Source organism: Massilia sp. BSC265, from assembly GCF_000740675.1.
In the GTDB taxonomy this organism is placed as follows: domain Bacteria; phylum Pseudomonadota; class Gammaproteobacteria; order Burkholderiales; family Burkholderiaceae_D; genus Telluria.
Genome location: NZ_JPXI01000029.1, coordinates 556,159 through 572,803, shown reverse-complemented (window position 1 = coordinate 572,803; position 16,645 = coordinate 556,159). Strand labels below are relative to the sequence as shown.

Here is a 16,645-nt window from a genome sequence, read left to right as displayed (position 1 = left end):
GGCGATGATCCGTCGATGGTATTTCGAAGATTTCCATCCCGGCCAGGAGATCGAACTCGGCGAGCGCACCGTGAGCGAGGAGGAGATCATCGCCTTCGCCCGGCAGTTCGATCCGCAGCCCTTCCACGTCGACCGCGAAGCGGCTGGCGCGTCGATCTACGGGGGCGTGATCGCCAGCGGCTGGCATACCTGCAGCCTGATGATGCGGATGGTGGTCGACGGCCTGATGTGCTCGGCCTCGAGCATGGGCTCGCCCGGCCTGGACCGGGTGCGCTGGCTGCGCCCGCTGCGTGCGGGCGATACGCTCAAGGTGCGCTATCTCACCACCCAGGTCAAGGCATCGAACTCGAAGCCGGACCGCGGGGTGGTCTGGTCCAGGTGGACCGCGACCAACCAGCATGGCGAAGAGATCTGCACCATCGACGGCATGGGCATGTTCGGGCGCCGTCCCGCTGGAGGGGACGATGCCTAGGACGATTGCGCTTGCCGAGCTGCCGCGACTGGTGGGGAGCGAAGTTGCCCTCTCGGGCTGGTTCGAGGTGGGGCAGGAGCGTATCGCCGCCTTTGCCGAGGCGACCGAGGACCGGCAATGGATCCACGTCGATCGAGAACGCTGCGCGCGCGAGTCCCCCTTCGGCGCACCGGTGGCGCACGGCTTCCTGACGCTGTCGCTGCTGCCCGCGATGCTGGAGAGCGCACTCGTCATCGAGGGCATGCGCATGGGGCTGAACTATGGGCTGAACCGGGTAAGGTTTCCGGCGCCGCTGCCGGGCGGGAGCCGGGTGCGGGGAAGGTGGATGCTGGCGGCCTGCGATGCGATCGAGGGTGGGGTGCAGTTGACGTGGAACGTGGCGGTCGAGCCGGAGGGGCAGGGCGTCAAGCCGGTGTGCGTCGCCGAGTTCCTGGTGCGGGCCTATGCCTGAGTTGACGTAGGGTGGCCGGCGAAGCCGACCACCCTACGCTTCACCCCGACGCGTACTTCGCCAGCTCCAGCTTCGCCACCGCATTGCGGTGCACCTCGTCGGGCCCATCCGCCAGCCGCAAGCTCCGGTTCCCCGCCCACTGGTAAGCCAGCGGGAACTCGTCCGACACGCCGGCCGCGCCGTGCGCCTGGATCGCCCAATCGAGCACATCCTGCGCCACGTTTGGCGCCAGCACCTTGATCATCGCGATCTCCGCCTGCGCCACCTTGTTGCCGACGGTGTCCATCATGTAGGCGGTCTTCAAGGTCAGGAGCCGCGCGGTGTCGATGCGGATGCGGCTTTCCGCGATGCGCTCGCGCCACACGCCCTGGTCCGACAGCTTGCGGCCGAAGGCAACCCGCGCTTCCAGGCGCTTGCACATCAGCTCCAGGGCGCGCTCGGCGACGCCGATCGCACGCATGCAGTGGTGGATGCGGCCCGGGCCCAGGCGTCCCTGGGCGATCTCGAAGCCGCGCCCTTCGCCCAGCAGCATGTTCGTCGCGGGTACGCGCACGTCCTCGAACAGGATCTCGCAGTGGCCGTGGGGCGCGTCGTCGTAGCCGAACACGGGCAGCGGGCGCACGATGGTGATGCCGGGCGTGCCGGCCGGGACCACGATCATCGACTGCTGCCGGTGGCGCGCTGCAATCGGATCGGTCTTGCCCATCACGATGAAGACCTTGCAGCGCGGGTCGCCGGCGCCGGAGATCCACCACTTGCGGCCGTTGATGACGTAGTCGTCGCCGTCGCGTTCTATACGGGTCGCGATGTTGGTCGCGTCCGATGAGGCGACTTCCGGCTCGGTCATGGCGAAGGCCGAGCGGATCTCGCCGCGCAGGAGCGGTTCCAGCCACTGGCGCTTGATCTCTTCCGATGCATAGCGCTCCAGCGTTTCCATGTTGCCGGTGTCGGGGGCCGAACAGTTGAATACTTCCGGCGCCCAGGGCACGCGCCCCATGATCTCGCACAGCGGCGCGTAATCGAGGTTCGACAAGCCTTCCGGCGCGCGGGTCGAGCGTGGCAGGAACAGGTTCCACAGCCCGGCCTCGCGCGCCAGCGGCTTGAGGCGCTCGACCAGTTCGAGCGGCAGCCAGCGCGTGCCCTTGTCGCGGGCATTGGCTGCGATCTCTTCGTTGAAAGCGCGCTCGTTGGGGTAGATGTGCTCGTCCATGAAGGCGAGCAGGCGCGCCTGCAGCTCCCTGCAGCGCGCCGAATAGGCGAAGTCCATGCGTTTGTCCTTTCCTTGTCCCTTTGTTTGATCAGCGGCTGCGGGTGGCGAACTGCCACGCCATCTCGGCCATCGGGCGCGCCGCCTTGCCGTTCTCGAGGGCCTGCGCGCTGGACGCGGTGCCGTCCACGTAGCGCTTCATGATGCCCTGCATGATGCCGGCCAGGCGGAACATGTTGTAGGCCAGGTAGAAATCGAAGTCCTCGGCGCGGATCGTCTTGCCGGTGCGTTCGCAGTAGCGCGCCACGTAGTCGTCCATGGACGGGATGCCCAGCGCCGCCAGGTCGAGGCCGGCGATGCCGCGGAAGCGCCCCGGCGGGATGTGCCAGCTCATGCAGTGGTAGGAGAAGTCGGCCAGCGGGTGGCCGAGGGTGGACAGTTCCCAGTCCAGCACCGCCAGGATACGCGGTTCGGACGGGTGGAAGATCATGTTGTCCAGCCGGTAGTCGCCGTGCACGATGCCGGTGTCGTCGCCGGGCGGGATGTGCTGGGGCAGCCATTCGATCAGGCGGTTCATCGCCTCGATCGGCTCGGTAACGGATGCCTGGTACTGCTTGGTCCAGCGCTCGATCTGGCGCGCGAAGTAGTTGCCAGGCTTGCCGAAGTCGCCGAGGCCGATGCTGGCATAGTCGATCGTGTGCAGCTGCGCGATCACGCGGTTCTGCTCGTCGTAGATGGCGGCCCGCTCGCTCGGCGTCATCCCCGGCAGCGACTGGTCCCACAGCACCCGGCCCTCGACGCATTCCATCACGTAAAAAGCGCGGCCGATGATGGCTTCGTCCAGGCACAGGGCGTACTGGCGCGGTACCGGGAAGCCGGCGCCGTGCAGCGCGCCCATCACGCGGAATTCGCGGTCGATCGCATGTGCCGAGGGCAGCAGCTTGGCGGCCGGCCCCGGCTTGGTGCGCAACACGTAGCGTCGGCCGCCCGCAGAGAGCCGGAAGGTCGGGTTGGACTGGCCGCCCTTGAATTGTTCCACCTGCAGCGCACCGCCGGGGTAGTCCTCGACGTTCTCCGCGAGCCAGGCGCCGAGGGTGTCGACGTCGAAGCGCTGGCGTTCGGACACAGGTTTGGTGCCCATCATTTCTTCGTACATCGCGTCTCCATTGTTTTTTTCGTACTGCATTCTAGCGCTGAAGCGCACGGGCGTGCTATTTCTTTGCGTGCACATGCAGTCAGCGGCCTTTGCGGTATTGTTCGAACAGCTGCTCCATGGTGGTGGTGCGCGCGTCCGGCTGCAGCGGACCAGCGGGCACGAAGTTGACGAAGCGGACTACCCAATCGCGCGGGTCGTCGCCCACGTCGAGCGCATTGATGCAGCCGGCCGCCTGCGCCAGTCCGCCGAGGAAGAAGCGCTGCCCGCGCTCGGGGCCACACAAGGCCAAGGAGAGGATGGCGCAATTGACGCCCCCGTGCAGGACCAGCAGCACGGTGTCCCAGTCCTGCCGGGCGCGCAGGCGAGCGATGGCGGGATGGACGCGGTCCATCATCTCGCCGACCGATTCGCCGCCGAGGAAGCGCTGATCCTCGTCCACCACGCCCTCGAAGGCGCCGGTGAAGGCGCGCCGCAGGTCATCCTTCGGGATGGCGGACAGGCGTCCGCCGCGGATCTCGTGCAGTTCCGCCCAGACCTCGGGTTCGATGTCCTGGCCGCTGGCGGTGAGGACCCGGCGCGCCGTTTCGACGGTGCGCGGCAGGCCTGACGTGATTACGCGGTCGAAGCGCACGCCGGCCTCGCCGAAAGCGCGGCCGGCGGCGTCGGCCTGGGCCTGGCCGGCCGGGTTCAGGGCCACGGTCTCGGGAAGGAAGGGCTTGCCGCTGTCGTCGAAATAGGTGACGCTGCCATGTCGCATCAGGTAGACGCGGCGGCGCAGGCTGCGTGTGGCTTCCATGGGGCTCCTTGTCGTTTTTTTCCGGTCATCTTACACGCGATGCCATTTCATCATGGCGAAACGGCGACACTTTGCCTATCGACAGTTAATTCCGTAGGTCAATTCCTACAGGTTCTGGCATAAAATATTCGCTGCAAGCAATAACTACAAGGGATGTCCATGGCAAGGCCGGAAAAAATTCGCCTCGGCGAGGTGCTGATCCAGCAGAAGCTGCTGTCGGAAGAGCAGCTCAACCAGGCGCTCGCGGACCAGAAGCGCACCGGGCGCAAGCTGGGCCGCGTGTTCGTCGAAAGCGGTTTTGTCACCGAAGACCAGATCTCGGGCGCGCTGGCGCGCCAGCTGAACATCCCTTACATCAATCTCAAGTTCTACAACATTAACGCCGAGCTGGTGCGCCTGCTGCCGGAAACGGCGGCGCGCCGCTTCCGTGCCCTGGTGCTGGAAGACCGCCGCGAGACCCTGCTGGTGGGCGTCTCCGACCCGACCGACCTGTTCGCCTACGACGAGATCGCGCGCCTGCTCCGCAAGACCGTCGAGCTGGCCGTGGTCAACGAGACCGAGGTGCTGGGGGCGATCGACCGCATCTACCGCCGCACCGACCAGATTACCGACTTCGCGCGCGAGGTCGAGCAGGACCTGGGCGACACCTCGATCGACTTCGGCGCGCTGGCCGCCAATCCGGGCCTGGAAGAAGCGCCGATCGTCAAGCTGCTGCAGTCGGTGTTCGACGACGCCGCCCAGGTACGCGCCTCGGACATCCACATCGAGCCGCAGGACGGTCGCCTGCAGATCCGCTTCCGCATCGACGGCGTGCTGCACCTGCAGACCGAGGCCGACATCAAGGTGGCCACGCCGCTGGCGCTGCGTCTCAAGCTCATGGCCGACCTCGACATCTCGGAAAAACGCCTGCCGCAGGACGGCCGCTTCGCGGTCAAGGTGCGCAACCAGCGCATCGACGTGCGTATCTCGACCATGCCGACCCAGTACGGCGAATCGGTCGTCATGCGTCTGCTGAACCAGGGCGGCACCACCCTGCGCCTGGATGCGATCGGCATGCCGGCGCGGATCGTCGAGCGCTTCCGCGCGCTGGTGCAGCGTCCGAATGGCCTGGTACTGGTGACCGGGCCGACCGGCAGCGGCAAGACCACCACGCTGTACAGCGCCCTGTCCGAGCTGAACTCGGTGGAGAAGAAGCTCATCACGGTCGAGGACCCGGTCGAATACCGCCTCAAGGGCGTCAACCAGGTGCAGGTCAACGACAAGATCGACCTGTCGTTCGCACGCGTGCTGCGCTCGGCGCTGCGCCAGGACCCGGACATCGTGCTGGTCGGCGAGATGCGCGACCAGGAAACCGCCCAGATCGGCCTGCGTGCCGCCATGACCGGCCACCTGGTGCTGTCGACCCTGCACACCAACGACGCCGCCTCGACCCCGCTGCGCCTGATGGACATGGGCGTGCCGCGCTACATGGTGGGCGGCTCGCTGCAGGCCGTGCTGGCCCAGCGCCTGGTGCGCGTGATCTGCGAAAGCTGCTCGTCGCCTTACCAGCCGACGCCGCTCGAGGTCAACTGGCTGCGCGCGGAGCTGGGCGAGCGTGCCGAGACCGTCCAGTTCTTCCACGGGAAGGGCTGCTCGCACTGCAACGGCACGGGTTTCCGCGGCCGTACCGGTGTCTACGAATTGCTCGAGATGACGCGCGCCGTCACCGAGGCGGCCAACCATCCGGACCCGTCGCACTTCCTGAAGGTGGCGCATGCCGAAATGGGGGGCGAGACGCTGCGCCGCCACGGCGTCGCCCTGGCGGTGCAGGGCAGGACCACCGTCGCCGAAGCGATGCGCATCAGTAACCAGTACGAAGACTGATGCCTTATTTTTCCTACAAGGCGCGCAACGCCGGCGGCGAACTGCTGCAGGGCATCCTCGAGGGTGCGGACAGCGGGGCCATCGCCGACCAGCTGTTCGGCAGCGGCGCCACGCCGATCGAGATCAGCCCCAGCCGCAAGGGCCCGGTTTCCGGCGGCGGCGGCGGCCTGCTGGCGCGCCTGCGGGAAAAGAAGGTCACCTCGATGGACGTGCAGCTGTTCAGCCGCCAGATCTATACGCTGCTGAAATCCGGCGTGCCGATCATGCGCGGACTGGCGGGCCTGCAGGAATCGGCCATCAACAAGTCCTTCGGCAAGGTGATCAAGGACCTGCGCGAATCGCTCGATTCGGGCCGCGAACTGTCGGCCGCGATGACGCGCCACCCGAAGGTCTTCGATACCTTCTACCTGTCGATGGTGCGGGTGGGCGAGATGACCGGCCGCCTGGAAGAAGTGTTCCTGCGATTGTTCGACCACCTCGAGTTCGACCGCGACATGCGCCAGCGCGTCAGGACCGCGATGCGCTACCCGACCTTCGTGGTGATCGCGATGGCGATCGCGATGGTGATCGTCAACGTTGTCGTCATTCCGCAGTTCGCGTCGGTGTTCAAGTCCTTCAATGCCGAACTGCCCTTGATGACGCGGATCCTGCTGTCGACCTCGAATTTCACGGTCGCCTATTGGCCTGCCATGGCGGCGATGGTGGGGGGCGCCGTGTTCGGTTTCCGTGCCTGGGTTGCCACCCCGAAGGGACGGCTGGCCTGGGACCAGCACAAGCTGCGCCTGCCGATCGCGGGCAAGATCATCCACAAGGCGACCATGGCGCGCTTCGCGCGCAGTTTCGCGCTGTCGACCCGCAGCGGGGTGCCGATCGTGCAGGCCCTCACGGTGGTGTCGCAAACCGCGGACAACGCCTACCTCAGCTCGCGCATCGAGGGGATGCGCGATGGCGTCGAGCGCGGCGAGAGCATCCTGCGCACCTCGATCGCCGCCAATGTGTTCACCCCGATCGTGCTGCAGATGATCGCGGTCGGCGAAGAGTCCGGCTCGCTCGACGACCTGATGGACGAGATCGCGCAGATGTACGAGCGCGAGGTCGATTACGAGCTGAAGACCCTGTCGAGCCAGATCGAGCCGATCCTGATTACCTTCCTGGGCATCATGGTGCTGGTGCTGGCGCTGGGCATCTTCCTGCCGATCTGGGACCTGGGCAAGGCGGCGCTGCACGGAGCCAAATGATGGGGCCGGCCCGCTGCCGCGGGGCAACCCGCTTCGAGTTCGCGGTCTGCATCGTCGTGACGGGGCTGCTGGCAGGCATGCTGCTGGGCAGGCTGCTCGAGTGGCGCGTGCAATCGGAACGTACCGCCGCCTACCATGTGGTGGGCGCGCTGCGCACGGCGCTGGCGGTGCGCGAGGCCCAGCTCGTCATGTCGGCGGGCCGCGACGCCGCGTTTACTTTGTCGCAAGAAAACCCGATGACTTGGCTTATCAGGCGGCCAGCCAATTACCTCGGTGAATACTATTCGCCCGACCCGGCGACGCTGCGCCGCGGCGCATGGTTTTTTGACCGGACCGATCACACTGTCAACTATGTGCTAAGTAGCGACACTTTTTCCTCCGAGACATCTAAATTGCTTAAGTTCAAGGTAGAATTGTCCAGTTCGACTCATCCGGCCGAAAGCGGGCGGAGCGGCAACCATAGGACACTGGTCATCGACGAAGTCGGGGCCGGGTCCAGATAACCTCAAGACCGCGGGCTCACCCGCACTACTTCAACGGAGAGAATTAATGAACACGTATTCCAGCAAGAGCGCACAGGGCGGTTTCACCCTGATCGAACTGATCGTCGTGATCGTCATCCTGGGCATCCTGGCGGCCACCGCGCTGCCGAAGTTCGCCAACCTGGGCGCCGATGCCCGTGCCGCCAGCATCGCGGCAGCCAAAGGCTCGATCAGCTCGGTGGCGGCCATGGGCCATGCGCGCGCGCTGGTGAAACCGTCGGAAACCAAGATCAACTTCGAAGGTACCGAGGTGGATCTCGCGAATGGCTACCCAGACGCCAACGACGCCGACTTTGTGACCGCAGCGGGCCTGGACGCCGAGTCCTATGAGTTCGACACCACCACCAAGGGTACGATCATCGTGTCGCCCAAAGGCGTTGCCTCGAATACGAACTGCCGGGTCACCTACGTCAACGCTGCAGTAGGTGCGGCACCAGGCATCACCCTGCTGAATTCGGACTGCAACTAATTTCGCCAATTCGATCACACAGTCCGGGCTGCGCATTGCGGCGACGCATGGCGGCTCGGGCCTTGGACGCAGGGCGGCATCGCGGTGGCCCCAGGGCGCCGGGATGATGGTTGTGCCATACGGCCCTGCCTGCTGTACCTGATGGAGCTTGTTTGACCTCCCCACCCACATGGACCCGTCTCTGCCCGGCACAGCCGGAGCGCGGCTTCACGATGGTCGAGCTGATCATCGTGATGGTCCTCGTCGGCATCCTGGGGGCGATCGCCGCCGGCCGCTTTTTCGACCGCCGCGGCTACGACGCCGACGCTTTCGCCGAGCAGTCGCGGGCCATGCTGCGCTACGCGCAAAAGCTGGCGGTTGGCCAGAACCGCATGGTCTACGTGCATTTCGAAGACGACAGGATCGCCCTGTGTTACGAGAGTGATATGCCCTGCGCCCCTGGGGCGCAGGTGCATGCACCCAGCAGCAGTGTATCCGGCGCCGATGGCGCCTGCGGCACCTCTGCCTGGTATTGCCTCACACGGCCGAGTGGCATAGAATATTCGAATAGTTTGCCTTTTTACCAAATTTCATTCGATGCCTTGGGCCGGCCTGACAATCCCTCTAGCAAGGACGAGTTCGCCGGCTTCAGGTTCGCGATCACCGGCGACGGCACGACCCGTTCCGTCGGTGTCACACTCGAGACCGGCTATGTATTCTAGACGCGCGCGTCGCCAGTACGGCCTGACGCTGATCGAGGCCATCCTGTTCATGATGATCGTTGGCATTGCCCTGGCTGGCATCGTCGGCGTGCTGAACTTGACCACCAAGGGCAGCGCCGATCCCTTGCGCCGCAAGCAGGCGCTGATGATCGCCGAGGGCCTGCTGGAGGAGGTCCAGCAGGCGAAGTTTTCCTATTGCGACGCCACCGATCCGAAGGCGGACAACGACAAGATTACCTCCAGCGCCGAATGTACGGTGCCGGAAAACTGGGGTCCCGAGCCGGGCGGCAGCCGCCCCTTCGACAATGTCAACGACTACGTGGGCGCCGCTAACGTGGCACAGAGCAGCTTCAACGATGCCAGCGGCGGCCTGCTCGATGCCAACGGCGAGCCGATCGACGTGGAAGGCTATACGGCGACGGTCACGATCACGCCCGAATCGATCGGCGGCATCCCCGTTTCCAGTGCCAGCTCGGCGGATGCCGAGGTGCTGCGCATCCGCGTCGAGGTGCGTTACGATGGCGCGTCGCTGGTGCTGGACGGCTACCGCACCCGCTACGCGCCGACCTTCCTATGAGCGCCGGTTTCAAGCCCTCGCGCGCGCGCGGCTTCACCCTGGTCGAGGCGATCGTGGCGATCGTCATCATCGGCGTGATCGGGGCCGTCGTCGCGGTTTTCATTCGTGCGCCGGCCCAGGCCTATGCCGACACGGCCGCGCGCGCCGCCGCCAGCGACGAAGCCGATCTGGCCCTGCGCCGCATCGCCCGCGACCTGCGCCTCGCCTTGCCCAACAGCGTGCGCGTCAACGGCGACGGCAGCGCCGTCGAGTTCCTGCTCACCCGGACGGGCGGCCGCTACCTGTCGGTCGACGACGACGTCGACAGCTTTCCGGTGCTCGATTTCGATAACAAAGACAAGAAAAAATTCACGGCGGTGGGCGGCACCATGCGCGACATCGAGCCGGGTGACTACATCGTCGTCTACAATCTCGGCGAGGAGACAGTACCCTCCGACGCCTACCAGTACAACGAGCCGGGCACGGAAAAGAACATCGCGAAAGTCACGGGCCGGGACGACAGCAAGCCGAATCACCCGATCGTCGAGATGGAAGGCAATCCTTTCGCCGCACAAAAAAATCCCATGCAGTCGCCCAGCAGCCGCTTCCAGGTCGTGACTGGTCCCGTCAGCTATGCCTGTGAACCCGCGTCCGATGGCGGCAACGCGCTGGTGCGCTACTGGTCGTACCCGATCAGCAAGACCCAGAAGAAGCCGCCCGCGGGCTCCCCGAAGCGCGCCGTGATCGCCACCCGTGTGGCCGAATGCTCCCAGATTTTCCGCTACGGCAGCGATGCCACCCGCCGCAGCGCGCTGGTGATCATCAGGCTCGCGCTGCGCCTGGATAACGATCCCGCGGCGCGGGTGCGCCTGGTCAGCCAGGTCCACGTGGACAACACGCCATGAGCCGCTTCCTCGCCCGTTCGCGCCAGGCCGGCGTCGGCCTCGTCACCGCGATCTTCCTGCTGGTGGTGCTGGCGGGGCTCGGCGCCGCCGCGGTCTCCCTGTTTACCGCGCAGCAGGCCGCATCGAACCTGGATATCGAAGGCGCCAAGGCCTATCAGGCGGCACGCGCCGGGATCGAATGGGGCTTGTACGAGCAGTTGCGCCACGGCCGCTGCGCGGGCAGCTCCTTCGGCTTCCCGGCCACCAGCGTGCTGGGCAGTTTCCGCGTGACGGTGGGCTGCCGCGCGATCGACGACCTGAAGAATTCCGATGGCGATCCCTTGAAGCGCTGGCGCATCAGCGCCGTGGCGTGCAACCAGCCGGTGGACGGCGTCTGTGGCGAGCCGGCCACCAACAGTCCCGATTACGTACGACGCAAGCTCGAAGTGGAGATATGAACACACTGCTGAACTTCCCCCGCCTGGCCCTGTTCGCGTGCATGGCCGCCACCGTATGGGCCGGTACGGCCGCCGCCACCCCGCTGGCGCTGACCAAATCCTTCGAAGGAAACATCAACTTCGTCGGTACCCAGGCCAGCCTGCAGTCCAGGAACGGCGGGGCCAAGGCCTGCGAGCTGATGTCGAGCGCGCGGGCAAGCATCGCGCTGCCGGCGAACGCCACTGTCGTGTCGGCGATCCTGTATTGGGCGGGTACCGGCGAGGTCGACCCGGAGGTGTCGCTCAACGCCGCGACGGTCACCGCGCCTCCGGAGCGCCGCTACGCTTCCACGATCGATGGCCTGCGCTATTTCGCCGCCGCCGCGGACGTCACCGCGCTGGTGACGGGCAGCGGCAGCTTCAGCTTCGGCGGCCTGAGCGTGTCGACGGCCGACATCTATTGCGCCAAGCAGCAAAAGGCAAACGCGATGATCGCGGGCTTCGCGCTGGCCGTGGTGTATGCCCACGCAAACGAGAACTACCGCGTAGTGAATTTCTACGAAGGCATGCAGGCGATCAAGAACACCAGCATCACGGTACCGATGCGCGATTACACGCCGCCCGCGAACAAGGGCGGCAGCGGGCGCTTCGGCTACCTCGTCTGGGAAGGCGACAAGACCGGGCAGCAGAAGGGCGACCATGTCAGCTTCGCGGGCCAGCTGCTGCACTATGCGCCATTCATACAGAAGAACGACGCCTTCAATTCGAAGAGCAGCGCCAACTCGGACGAGGTGTCCAACGGTATCGACTTCGACATCGTGGACGTGGCTCCGCCTGCATCAAGCACGAATGCGGACGCCGTGTTCACGACGGCGGATGACCGTGTGCTGCTGAGCATGGCTGCGATCGCCTTGCCTTCCAAGCCCGCGGACTTGAGCATCAAGAAGACCCAGTCCGGCGAATTCAAGCTCGGCAACGAGATCGCCTATACGCTCACGGTGACGAACGAGGGTCCGCGCGCCGACAACAAGGTGGCGGTCAAGGACACCCTGCCCACCGAGCTGGATTTCGTGTCGGCGAGCGGCCCGGACTGGACCTGCATGCGCCAGGGGCAGCTGGTCTCCTGCAGTTACGGCAAGCCGCTGGCGCCGGGTGCGACGGCCAGCGTCCAGATCAAGGCAAAGATTATTGCCGAAGGAAAGATCGTGAATACCGCCGAGGTATCCGGCACCGGCGATGGGGTTCCCCAGAATAACAGATCGACGGTCGAGGGCGATACGCGCGGGTTGCCTGACGCCAAGGGACCGTTCGCATTCACCGTCGGCGCCTGCGCGCCGAACGAGCGGATCAAGGCCGCGGGGGAGCAGGGATGCGCGCTGTTCAAGGGGCCGGTGTATGCCGGCAGCAAGCCGACGATCTACGTGACGTCCGTGCTCGATGGCGTGGCCAAGCCGCCCAGTGCGAGCAGCGTGAAGCTCCGCTTCAGCCTGGAGTGTCACAACCCGGCCACGACGGCTTCGAAAGAGGGAAGCTATGCCGGGAGGCTGCTTTCCACCTGCCTGGACGACGGCTCGGCCGTCACCGCCGCCGGCGGCGTCGAGGCTGCGCTGGAATTCAAGGCGAACGAGGCCTCGGTGGCGGCCCAGTTCCACTACCCGGACGTGGGCATTGTCAGCCTGCGCCTGCGCGACGGCGCGGGCAACGTCGCCCGCGCCCGCTTCGCTTCCCTGCCGACCAGCCTGCGTGCCGCATATGAAGGCCCGGACGGCGCCGCCAATCCGGGCAAGGCGGCCTTGACCGACCCCGCCTTCGTCGAGGCGGGGGAAGCCTTCCTCGTCACCGTCAGCGCCCATGGGCCGGATGGCGCGGACCTGCCGAATTTCGGCAGGGAATCCGGTGCGTTTGCCTTGGGTGAAGCGCTGGCGCTGCGCGCACACGGCGAGGATGACCGGGAGCAGAATCTGTTGCAGGCGCAGGACACATGGACCCTGGTGCAGGGCCAGAACGGGAAGCTGCGGCGCCCGCACGCCTGGAACGAGGCCGGGCTGGCCAGGCTCGAGCCTGTCCTCACCGGTTACCTCGGCGAGCGCAATCCGGACACGGGCGAGCCCTTGAAGATCGGTGGCGCCGTGACCGAAGTCGGCCGCTTCTATCCCCATTACTTCGTGACCGAGACCAGCCTGGGCTTCGGCTGCTTGCCAAAGATGAATTGTCCGGTGGACCTGATTTCGCGCGCGACCTTCTCCGGCCAGGCATTCGGCGCCAGCATCCGCGCCCACGGCCGCAACGGGGCGCCGCTGCAGCGCTTCGGCGACGCGCTGGTCCCGGCCATCACCCTGAGCGCGGTGGCGGCGCCCGGCGGCACCGCGGCGGTGCCCGGCAGCTTCTCCGACAAGGGGCCGGCGCTGGCCAGCGAGCGCGAGCTTGGCTTCCGGCTGCCGGTGCCCTTCGATGCCAAAGCCGGCACCCGGGGCTGGACCGCCCCGACTGCCGTCCACGTGCGGGCCGAGGCCAAAGAGTCGAGAAAGACCCCGGACGGCGCCCAGGAAGTCAAGATCAGCTCGCGGCGTCCGGCCGGCCTGGCGTCGCGCGAAGGCGGGATCATGGTCATCAATGGGCGGCTGATGGTGGCAAACGCCATCGGCTCGACCGCGTCGACCACCCCCGTGCCCCTGCGCGCGCAGTTCTGGACGGGTACGGCATGGGACCATCAGAGTCTCTTCGATGAGCCGGAAGCCTTTGTCGGAACGGTCGAATTCGTCGCCTGCCGCCGGGGGCTGCGCGACCCGGACAACACCTCGGCCTGCCATCCGGTCCTTGTCAGGATCGACGGCGCCAGCCGGGGAAGCGACCCGGTCGCTTTGCCGATCCTGGAAGACGGCAAGGCGTCCCTGATCCTGGCGCCTGTGATCGGAAAGAGCGGCAGTGTCGATATCTTTGTCAAGGGCAGGGACTATCTGCCCAGCACCTTCGGACGCGTCACTTTCGGGCAGTTCAAAAGCCCGGTAATTTACATCCGTGAAATCTATTGATCAGGGGAGCGTGGCAAAGCAGCCGAAAACGCAAACGATTTGGAGCCAACGCGATTTTTTATGATCAATTCCGGCAAGGCTTGAATATAATCAAGCCTTTGCGCAACGGAATGACTTTCGCGTCCATCGACTGCTTGCATGCGTTTTTTTAAGAGATCCAAGAAAAAGGATGGCTGGCTGGCGATTGCCCTCCTGGCGGACGGGATCGCCGCCGCCGGCGTCAAGCCAGCCGCGGAGGGCAAGCCCTTCGTGCATTTCGCTCGTTTCCTGGATGGCAAACCCGACGTCGAATCGCTGGAGAAAGCGGCGCGCGAAGGCCAGGCCAACGCCTGCCGCTGCGTGACCCTGCTTGCACCCGGCGAATACCAGGTGATCAACCTCGAGGCGCCGAACGTGCCGCGCGAAGAGATGAAGACGGCGGTGCGCTGGCGCCTGAAGGACATCCTCGATTTCCCTGTCCTTGATGCGACCATCGACGTGCTCGACATCCCGGTGGACGCCGCCCAGGTGCGCGCCCAGCAGTCGGTGTTCGTGGTGGCGGCGCGTGACACCGTCATCAGGCCACGCCAGCAGCTCTTTCTCGATGCGAAGGTCGGGCTGGAAGTGATCGATATTCCGGAAATGGCGCAGCGCAATATTTCGGCACTGATCGCGCCCGAGAACCGTGGCGTGGCGATGCTCTCGTTCGGCCAGGAGGGCGGACTGCTGACCGTGACCTACCGTGGCGAACTCTACCTGACGCGCCGGATCGACATCACGCTCGACCAGCTGCTCGAACCGGACCACGACCGCAAGCATGCCAGCTTCGACCGGATTACGCTGGAGCTGCAGCGTTCGCTCGACAACTTCGAACGCCAGTATTCCTTCATCAGCATCGCCAAGCTGGTGCTCGGGCCGTCGGCCGTGAGCGGGCTGGACGACTACCTGTCGAGCAACCTGTACACGCCGGTGGAGACCCTCGACCTGGCCACGGTGTTCGACCTGGAACGCACCCCCGAGCTAAAGGACAAGGCCGTGCAGCAGCGCTTCTTCATCCCGCTGGGCGCGGCCCTGCGCACAGAGGCGGCGGCATGAGCCAGCAGATCAACCTGTTCAATCCGGCATTCCTGCCGCAGAAAAAAGTCCTGACAGCAAGCACGATGGCGCTGTCGCTGCTCGTGCTGGTGGGCGGCATCGCCGGCCTGGCCAGCTACGGCCGGATGCAGACCGCCAGCCTCAAGGCGCAAGCCCAGGCCGGCGCGGCGCGCCTGGAGCAGAAGCAGGCGCGGCTGGCCAGCGTGAATGCCGAGTTCGCGCCGCGCCAGAAGAACAAGGAACTCGACGTCGAGATCGCCGAGGCCCAGGCCCAGCTGGCGGCGCTGCGCAACATCTCGCGCGTGATCGAGCGCGGCGAGCTGGGCGACACCACAGGCTATGCCGGCTACTTCAAGGCCCTGGCGCGCCAGAGCGTGACCGGACTGTGGCTGACCGGCGTCAGCGTCTCGGGCGGCGGCAGGGACATCGGGATCCGCGGCCGCACCATGGACCCCGCCACGATTCCCGGCTACCTGGCGCGCCTGACCGGGGAGCCGCTGATGCAGGGTAAATCCTTCGCCAGCCTGTCGATCGGCCAGTCGGCGCCCCTAAACACGGCCAGCGCCGAGGGCGGGCAGGTCACGGTCGCCGCACCCTATGTCGAGTTCAGCCTCCAATCGGTACCCGAGGAGCCGCGCAAATGAAGGGGCGTCTTCTCGAGCTGATGGCGCGCGTCGATGCGCTCACGCTGCGCGAGCGCGGCCTGCTGTTCGGCGCGGCCGCCACCCTGATCGTGTTCGTCGGCCATGTCACCGTGCTGGGCCCGATCTACCGCGAGCATGACGCCTTGCGCCGGCAGATCGGCCAGCAACAGAACAACCTGATGGGGATGGATGGCGAGATCGCCGCCAAGGTGCAGGCCTACCAGGTCGATCCGGATGCGCCGGCGCGCGAGAAGCTGGAAGCCATTCGCCGGGAAACCGCCGCGCTGGGCGATTCGCTGCTGGCGATGGAACACGGCCTGGTGCCGCCGGAGCGCATGGCCCCGCTGGTCGATACGATCCTGCGCGCCAACGCCCGACTCAAGCTGGTGTCGATGCGCACGCTGCCGGTCGAGTCGATGTCCTCGCTCGCCGGCGTGGCGGGCGCACAGTCGGGTGGGATAGCGCCGGCGGTCACCGCTGCGGCTGCGCCTGCCGAATCCCCGGCGGCCGCGCCCGGGCAGGCACCAAGTCCTGCCTTGCTGTACCGCCACGGCGTCGAAGTCACCGTGCGCGGCAATTATCTCGACATGGTCGATTACATGAGCGCGCTCGAAGCGATGCCGACCCGCCTGTTCTGGGGCAGGGCGCAGCTCGACGTGGAAGAGTACCCGGCGTCACGGCTGACGCTCACGCTCTATACCCTGAGTCTGGACCGCAAATGGATGAAGCTGTGAACAAACCGACCCTCGCCCCGCGTTGGGCCACTCCGCTGGCCACCCTCTCGGCAACCCTGCTGTTGGCAAGCCTGCCGGCCGCCGCGCAGACGCTTGCCGACCCGACCCGCCCGCCAGCCGCGCTGGACACCAGCCGTCCCGCGGGCGCCGGCGACGGCCTGGCGCGCCTGCAGTCGGTCCTGATCGCGCCACGCGCGGGTGGACGCCACGTGGCCGTGATCGACGGCGAGACGGTGCGCCTCGGCGACAGTTTCCGGGGCGCCCGCGTGGCTCGCATGACCCAGACCGAGGTCGAGCTGGTGCGCGGCCGCGAGCGCCAGGTGCTGCGCCTCGATCCACCCGAGGCCACGACCGCAGGCATGACGCCAGCCGCCCAATGACGAATCGCT

The 16,645-nt window shown here is 66.2% G+C and carries 18 protein-coding genes; 15 read left to right on the top strand and 3 right to left on the bottom strand.

What is annotated here, in order from left to right; translation table 11 throughout:
* Positions 1–4: 4 nt before the first annotated feature.
* Both MA09_RS09705 and MA09_RS09700 read left to right on the top strand, forming a co-directional pair.
* The gene (locus MA09_RS09705) at positions 5–472 is read left to right on the top strand and encodes a MaoC family dehydratase (protein ID WP_036247243.1); all 468 of its coding nucleotides are present in this window, start codon (positions 5–7) and stop codon (positions 470–472) included.
* Positions 465–923, top strand: coding sequence for a MaoC family dehydratase (locus tag MA09_RS09700; protein ID WP_036247242.1), 459 nt, complete (start codon positions 465–467; stop codon positions 921–923). The genes MA09_RS09705 and MA09_RS09700 overlap by 8 nt, the downstream gene beginning before the upstream one ends.
* 40 nt (positions 924–963) lie before the next feature.
* Here the strand turns inward: MA09_RS09700 and MA09_RS09695 are convergent, their stop codons facing one another.
* From MA09_RS09695 to MA09_RS09685, 3 genes are all read right to left on the bottom strand, one after another.
* Positions 964–2,190, bottom strand: a complete 1,227-nt coding sequence (locus MA09_RS09695; RefSeq protein ID WP_036247241.1) for an acyl-CoA dehydrogenase family protein — start codon at positions 2,188–2,190, stop codon at positions 964–966.
* A 31-nt stretch (positions 2,191–2,221) separates the two neighbouring features.
* Positions 2,222–3,286: a phosphotransferase gene (locus MA09_RS09690; protein ID WP_036247588.1), complete on the bottom strand. Its 1,065-nt coding sequence runs from the start codon at positions 3,284–3,286 to the stop codon at positions 2,222–2,224.
* 79 nt (positions 3,287–3,365) lie between these two features.
* Positions 3,366–4,082, bottom strand: a complete 717-nt coding sequence (locus MA09_RS09685; RefSeq protein WP_036247238.1) for a histidine phosphatase family protein — start codon at positions 4,080–4,082, stop codon at positions 3,366–3,368.
* 159 nt (positions 4,083–4,241) lie between these two features.
* Here MA09_RS09685 and MA09_RS09680 point away from each other — a divergent pair, with 159 nt between their 5' ends.
* The 13 genes from MA09_RS09680 (at position 4,242) to MA09_RS09620 (ending at position 16,636) form a co-directional block, all read left to right on the top strand.
* Complete coding sequence (locus tag MA09_RS09680) at positions 4,242–5,945, top strand: GspE/PulE family protein (protein ID WP_036247585.1); 1,704 nt, start codon at positions 4,242–4,244, stop codon at positions 5,943–5,945.
* Positions 5,945–7,183, top strand: a complete 1,239-nt coding sequence (locus tag MA09_RS09675; protein WP_036247236.1) for a type II secretion system F family protein — start codon at positions 5,945–5,947, stop codon at positions 7,181–7,183. The genes MA09_RS09680 and MA09_RS09675 overlap by 1 nt, the downstream gene beginning before the upstream one ends.
* Positions 7,180–7,686: a hypothetical protein gene (locus MA09_RS09670; RefSeq protein ID WP_036247233.1), complete on the top strand. Its 507-nt coding sequence runs from the start codon at positions 7,180–7,182 to the stop codon at positions 7,684–7,686. Before MA09_RS09675 ends, MA09_RS09670 begins: the two co-directional genes overlap by 4 nt.
* 46 nt (positions 7,687–7,732) lie before the next feature.
* Positions 7,733–8,194, top strand: coding sequence for a type II secretion system protein (locus tag MA09_RS25515; RefSeq protein ID WP_036247231.1), 462 nt, complete (start codon positions 7,733–7,735; stop codon positions 8,192–8,194).
* 110 nt (positions 8,195–8,304) lie between these two features.
* Entirely contained in the window at positions 8,305–8,895 is a 591-nt protein-coding gene (locus MA09_RS09660) for a Tfp pilus assembly protein FimT/FimU (protein WP_373887841.1), read from the top strand.
* Positions 8,885–9,472, top strand: a complete 588-nt coding sequence (locus tag MA09_RS09655) for a type II secretion system protein (RefSeq protein ID WP_036247228.1) — start codon at positions 8,885–8,887, stop codon at positions 9,470–9,472. Before MA09_RS09660 ends, MA09_RS09655 begins: the two co-directional genes overlap by 11 nt.
* Positions 9,469–10,356 (top strand): prepilin-type N-terminal cleavage/methylation domain-containing protein, encoded by an 888-nt coding sequence (locus MA09_RS09650; RefSeq protein WP_036247225.1) that lies wholly within the window; start codon positions 9,469–9,471, stop codon positions 10,354–10,356. The genes MA09_RS09655 and MA09_RS09650 overlap by 4 nt, the downstream gene beginning before the upstream one ends.
* Positions 10,353–10,793, top strand: a complete 441-nt coding sequence (locus MA09_RS09645) for a hypothetical protein (RefSeq protein WP_036247223.1) — start codon at positions 10,353–10,355, stop codon at positions 10,791–10,793. Before MA09_RS09650 ends, MA09_RS09645 begins: the two co-directional genes overlap by 4 nt.
* Positions 10,790–13,804 carry a DUF11 domain-containing protein gene (locus tag MA09_RS09640; RefSeq protein WP_036247221.1) on the top strand — a complete coding sequence of 1,005 codons (3,015 nt, stop codon included), beginning with the start codon at positions 10,790–10,792 and terminating at the stop codon, positions 13,802–13,804. Before MA09_RS09645 ends, MA09_RS09640 begins: the two co-directional genes overlap by 4 nt.
* A gap of 138 nt (positions 13,805–13,942) precedes the next feature.
* Positions 13,943–14,878, top strand: coding sequence for a type IV pilus biogenesis protein PilM (gene pilM / locus MA09_RS09635; protein ID WP_036247219.1), 936 nt, complete (start codon positions 13,943–13,945; stop codon positions 14,876–14,878).
* Complete coding sequence (locus MA09_RS09630) at positions 14,875–15,522, top strand: PilN domain-containing protein (RefSeq protein ID WP_036247217.1); 648 nt, start codon at positions 14,875–14,877, stop codon at positions 15,520–15,522. Before pilM ends, MA09_RS09630 begins: the two co-directional genes overlap by 4 nt.
* Complete coding sequence (gene gspM / locus MA09_RS09625) at positions 15,519–16,256, top strand: type II secretion system protein GspM (protein WP_036247215.1); 738 nt, start codon at positions 15,519–15,521, stop codon at positions 16,254–16,256. Before MA09_RS09630 ends, gspM begins: the two co-directional genes overlap by 4 nt.
* Positions 16,253–16,636: a hypothetical protein gene (locus MA09_RS09620; protein WP_229440640.1), complete on the top strand. Its 384-nt coding sequence runs from the start codon at positions 16,253–16,255 to the stop codon at positions 16,634–16,636. The genes gspM and MA09_RS09620 overlap by 4 nt, the downstream gene beginning before the upstream one ends.
* The last annotated feature ends 9 nt before the right edge of the window (positions 16,637–16,645 follow it).

Coding starts and splice junctions, on each gene's coding strand:
- MA09_RS09705 (WP_036247243.1), top strand. CDS start 5: ATGATCCGTCGATGGTATTTCGAAGATTTCCATCCCGGCCAGGAGATC.
- gspM (WP_036247215.1), top strand. CDS start 15,519: ATGAAGGGGCGTCTTCTCGAGCTGATGGCGCGCGTCGATGCGCTCACG.
- MA09_RS09700 (WP_036247242.1), top strand. CDS start 465: ATGCCTAGGACGATTGCGCTTGCCGAGCTGCCGCGACTGGTGGGGAGC.
- MA09_RS09640 (WP_036247221.1), top strand. CDS start 10,790: ATGAACACACTGCTGAACTTCCCCCGCCTGGCCCTGTTCGCGTGCATG.
- MA09_RS09655 (WP_036247228.1), top strand. CDS start 8,885: ATGTATTCTAGACGCGCGCGTCGCCAGTACGGCCTGACGCTGATCGAG.
- MA09_RS09680 (WP_036247585.1), top strand. CDS start 4,242: ATGGCAAGGCCGGAAAAAATTCGCCTCGGCGAGGTGCTGATCCAGCAG.
- MA09_RS09630 (WP_036247217.1), top strand. CDS start 14,875: ATGAGCCAGCAGATCAACCTGTTCAATCCGGCATTCCTGCCGCAGAAA.
- MA09_RS25515 (WP_036247231.1), top strand. CDS start 7,733: ATGAACACGTATTCCAGCAAGAGCGCACAGGGCGGTTTCACCCTGATC.
- MA09_RS09645 (WP_036247223.1), top strand. CDS start 10,353: ATGAGCCGCTTCCTCGCCCGTTCGCGCCAGGCCGGCGTCGGCCTCGTC.
- MA09_RS09685 (WP_036247238.1), bottom strand. CDS start 4,082: ATGGAAGCCACACGCAGCCTGCGCCGCCGCGTCTACCTGATGCGACAT.
- pilM (WP_036247219.1), top strand. CDS start 13,943: ATGCGTTTTTTTAAGAGATCCAAGAAAAAGGATGGCTGGCTGGCGATT.
- MA09_RS09670 (WP_036247233.1), top strand. CDS start 7,180: ATGATGGGGCCGGCCCGCTGCCGCGGGGCAACCCGCTTCGAGTTCGCG.
- MA09_RS09675 (WP_036247236.1), top strand. CDS start 5,945: ATGCCTTATTTTTCCTACAAGGCGCGCAACGCCGGCGGCGAACTGCTG.
- MA09_RS09695 (WP_036247241.1), bottom strand. CDS start 2,190: ATGGACTTCGCCTATTCGGCGCGCTGCAGGGAGCTGCAGGCGCGCCTG.
- MA09_RS09690 (WP_036247588.1), bottom strand. CDS start 3,286: ATGTACGAAGAAATGATGGGCACCAAACCTGTGTCCGAACGCCAGCGC.
- MA09_RS09650 (WP_036247225.1), top strand. CDS start 9,469: ATGAGCGCCGGTTTCAAGCCCTCGCGCGCGCGCGGCTTCACCCTGGTC.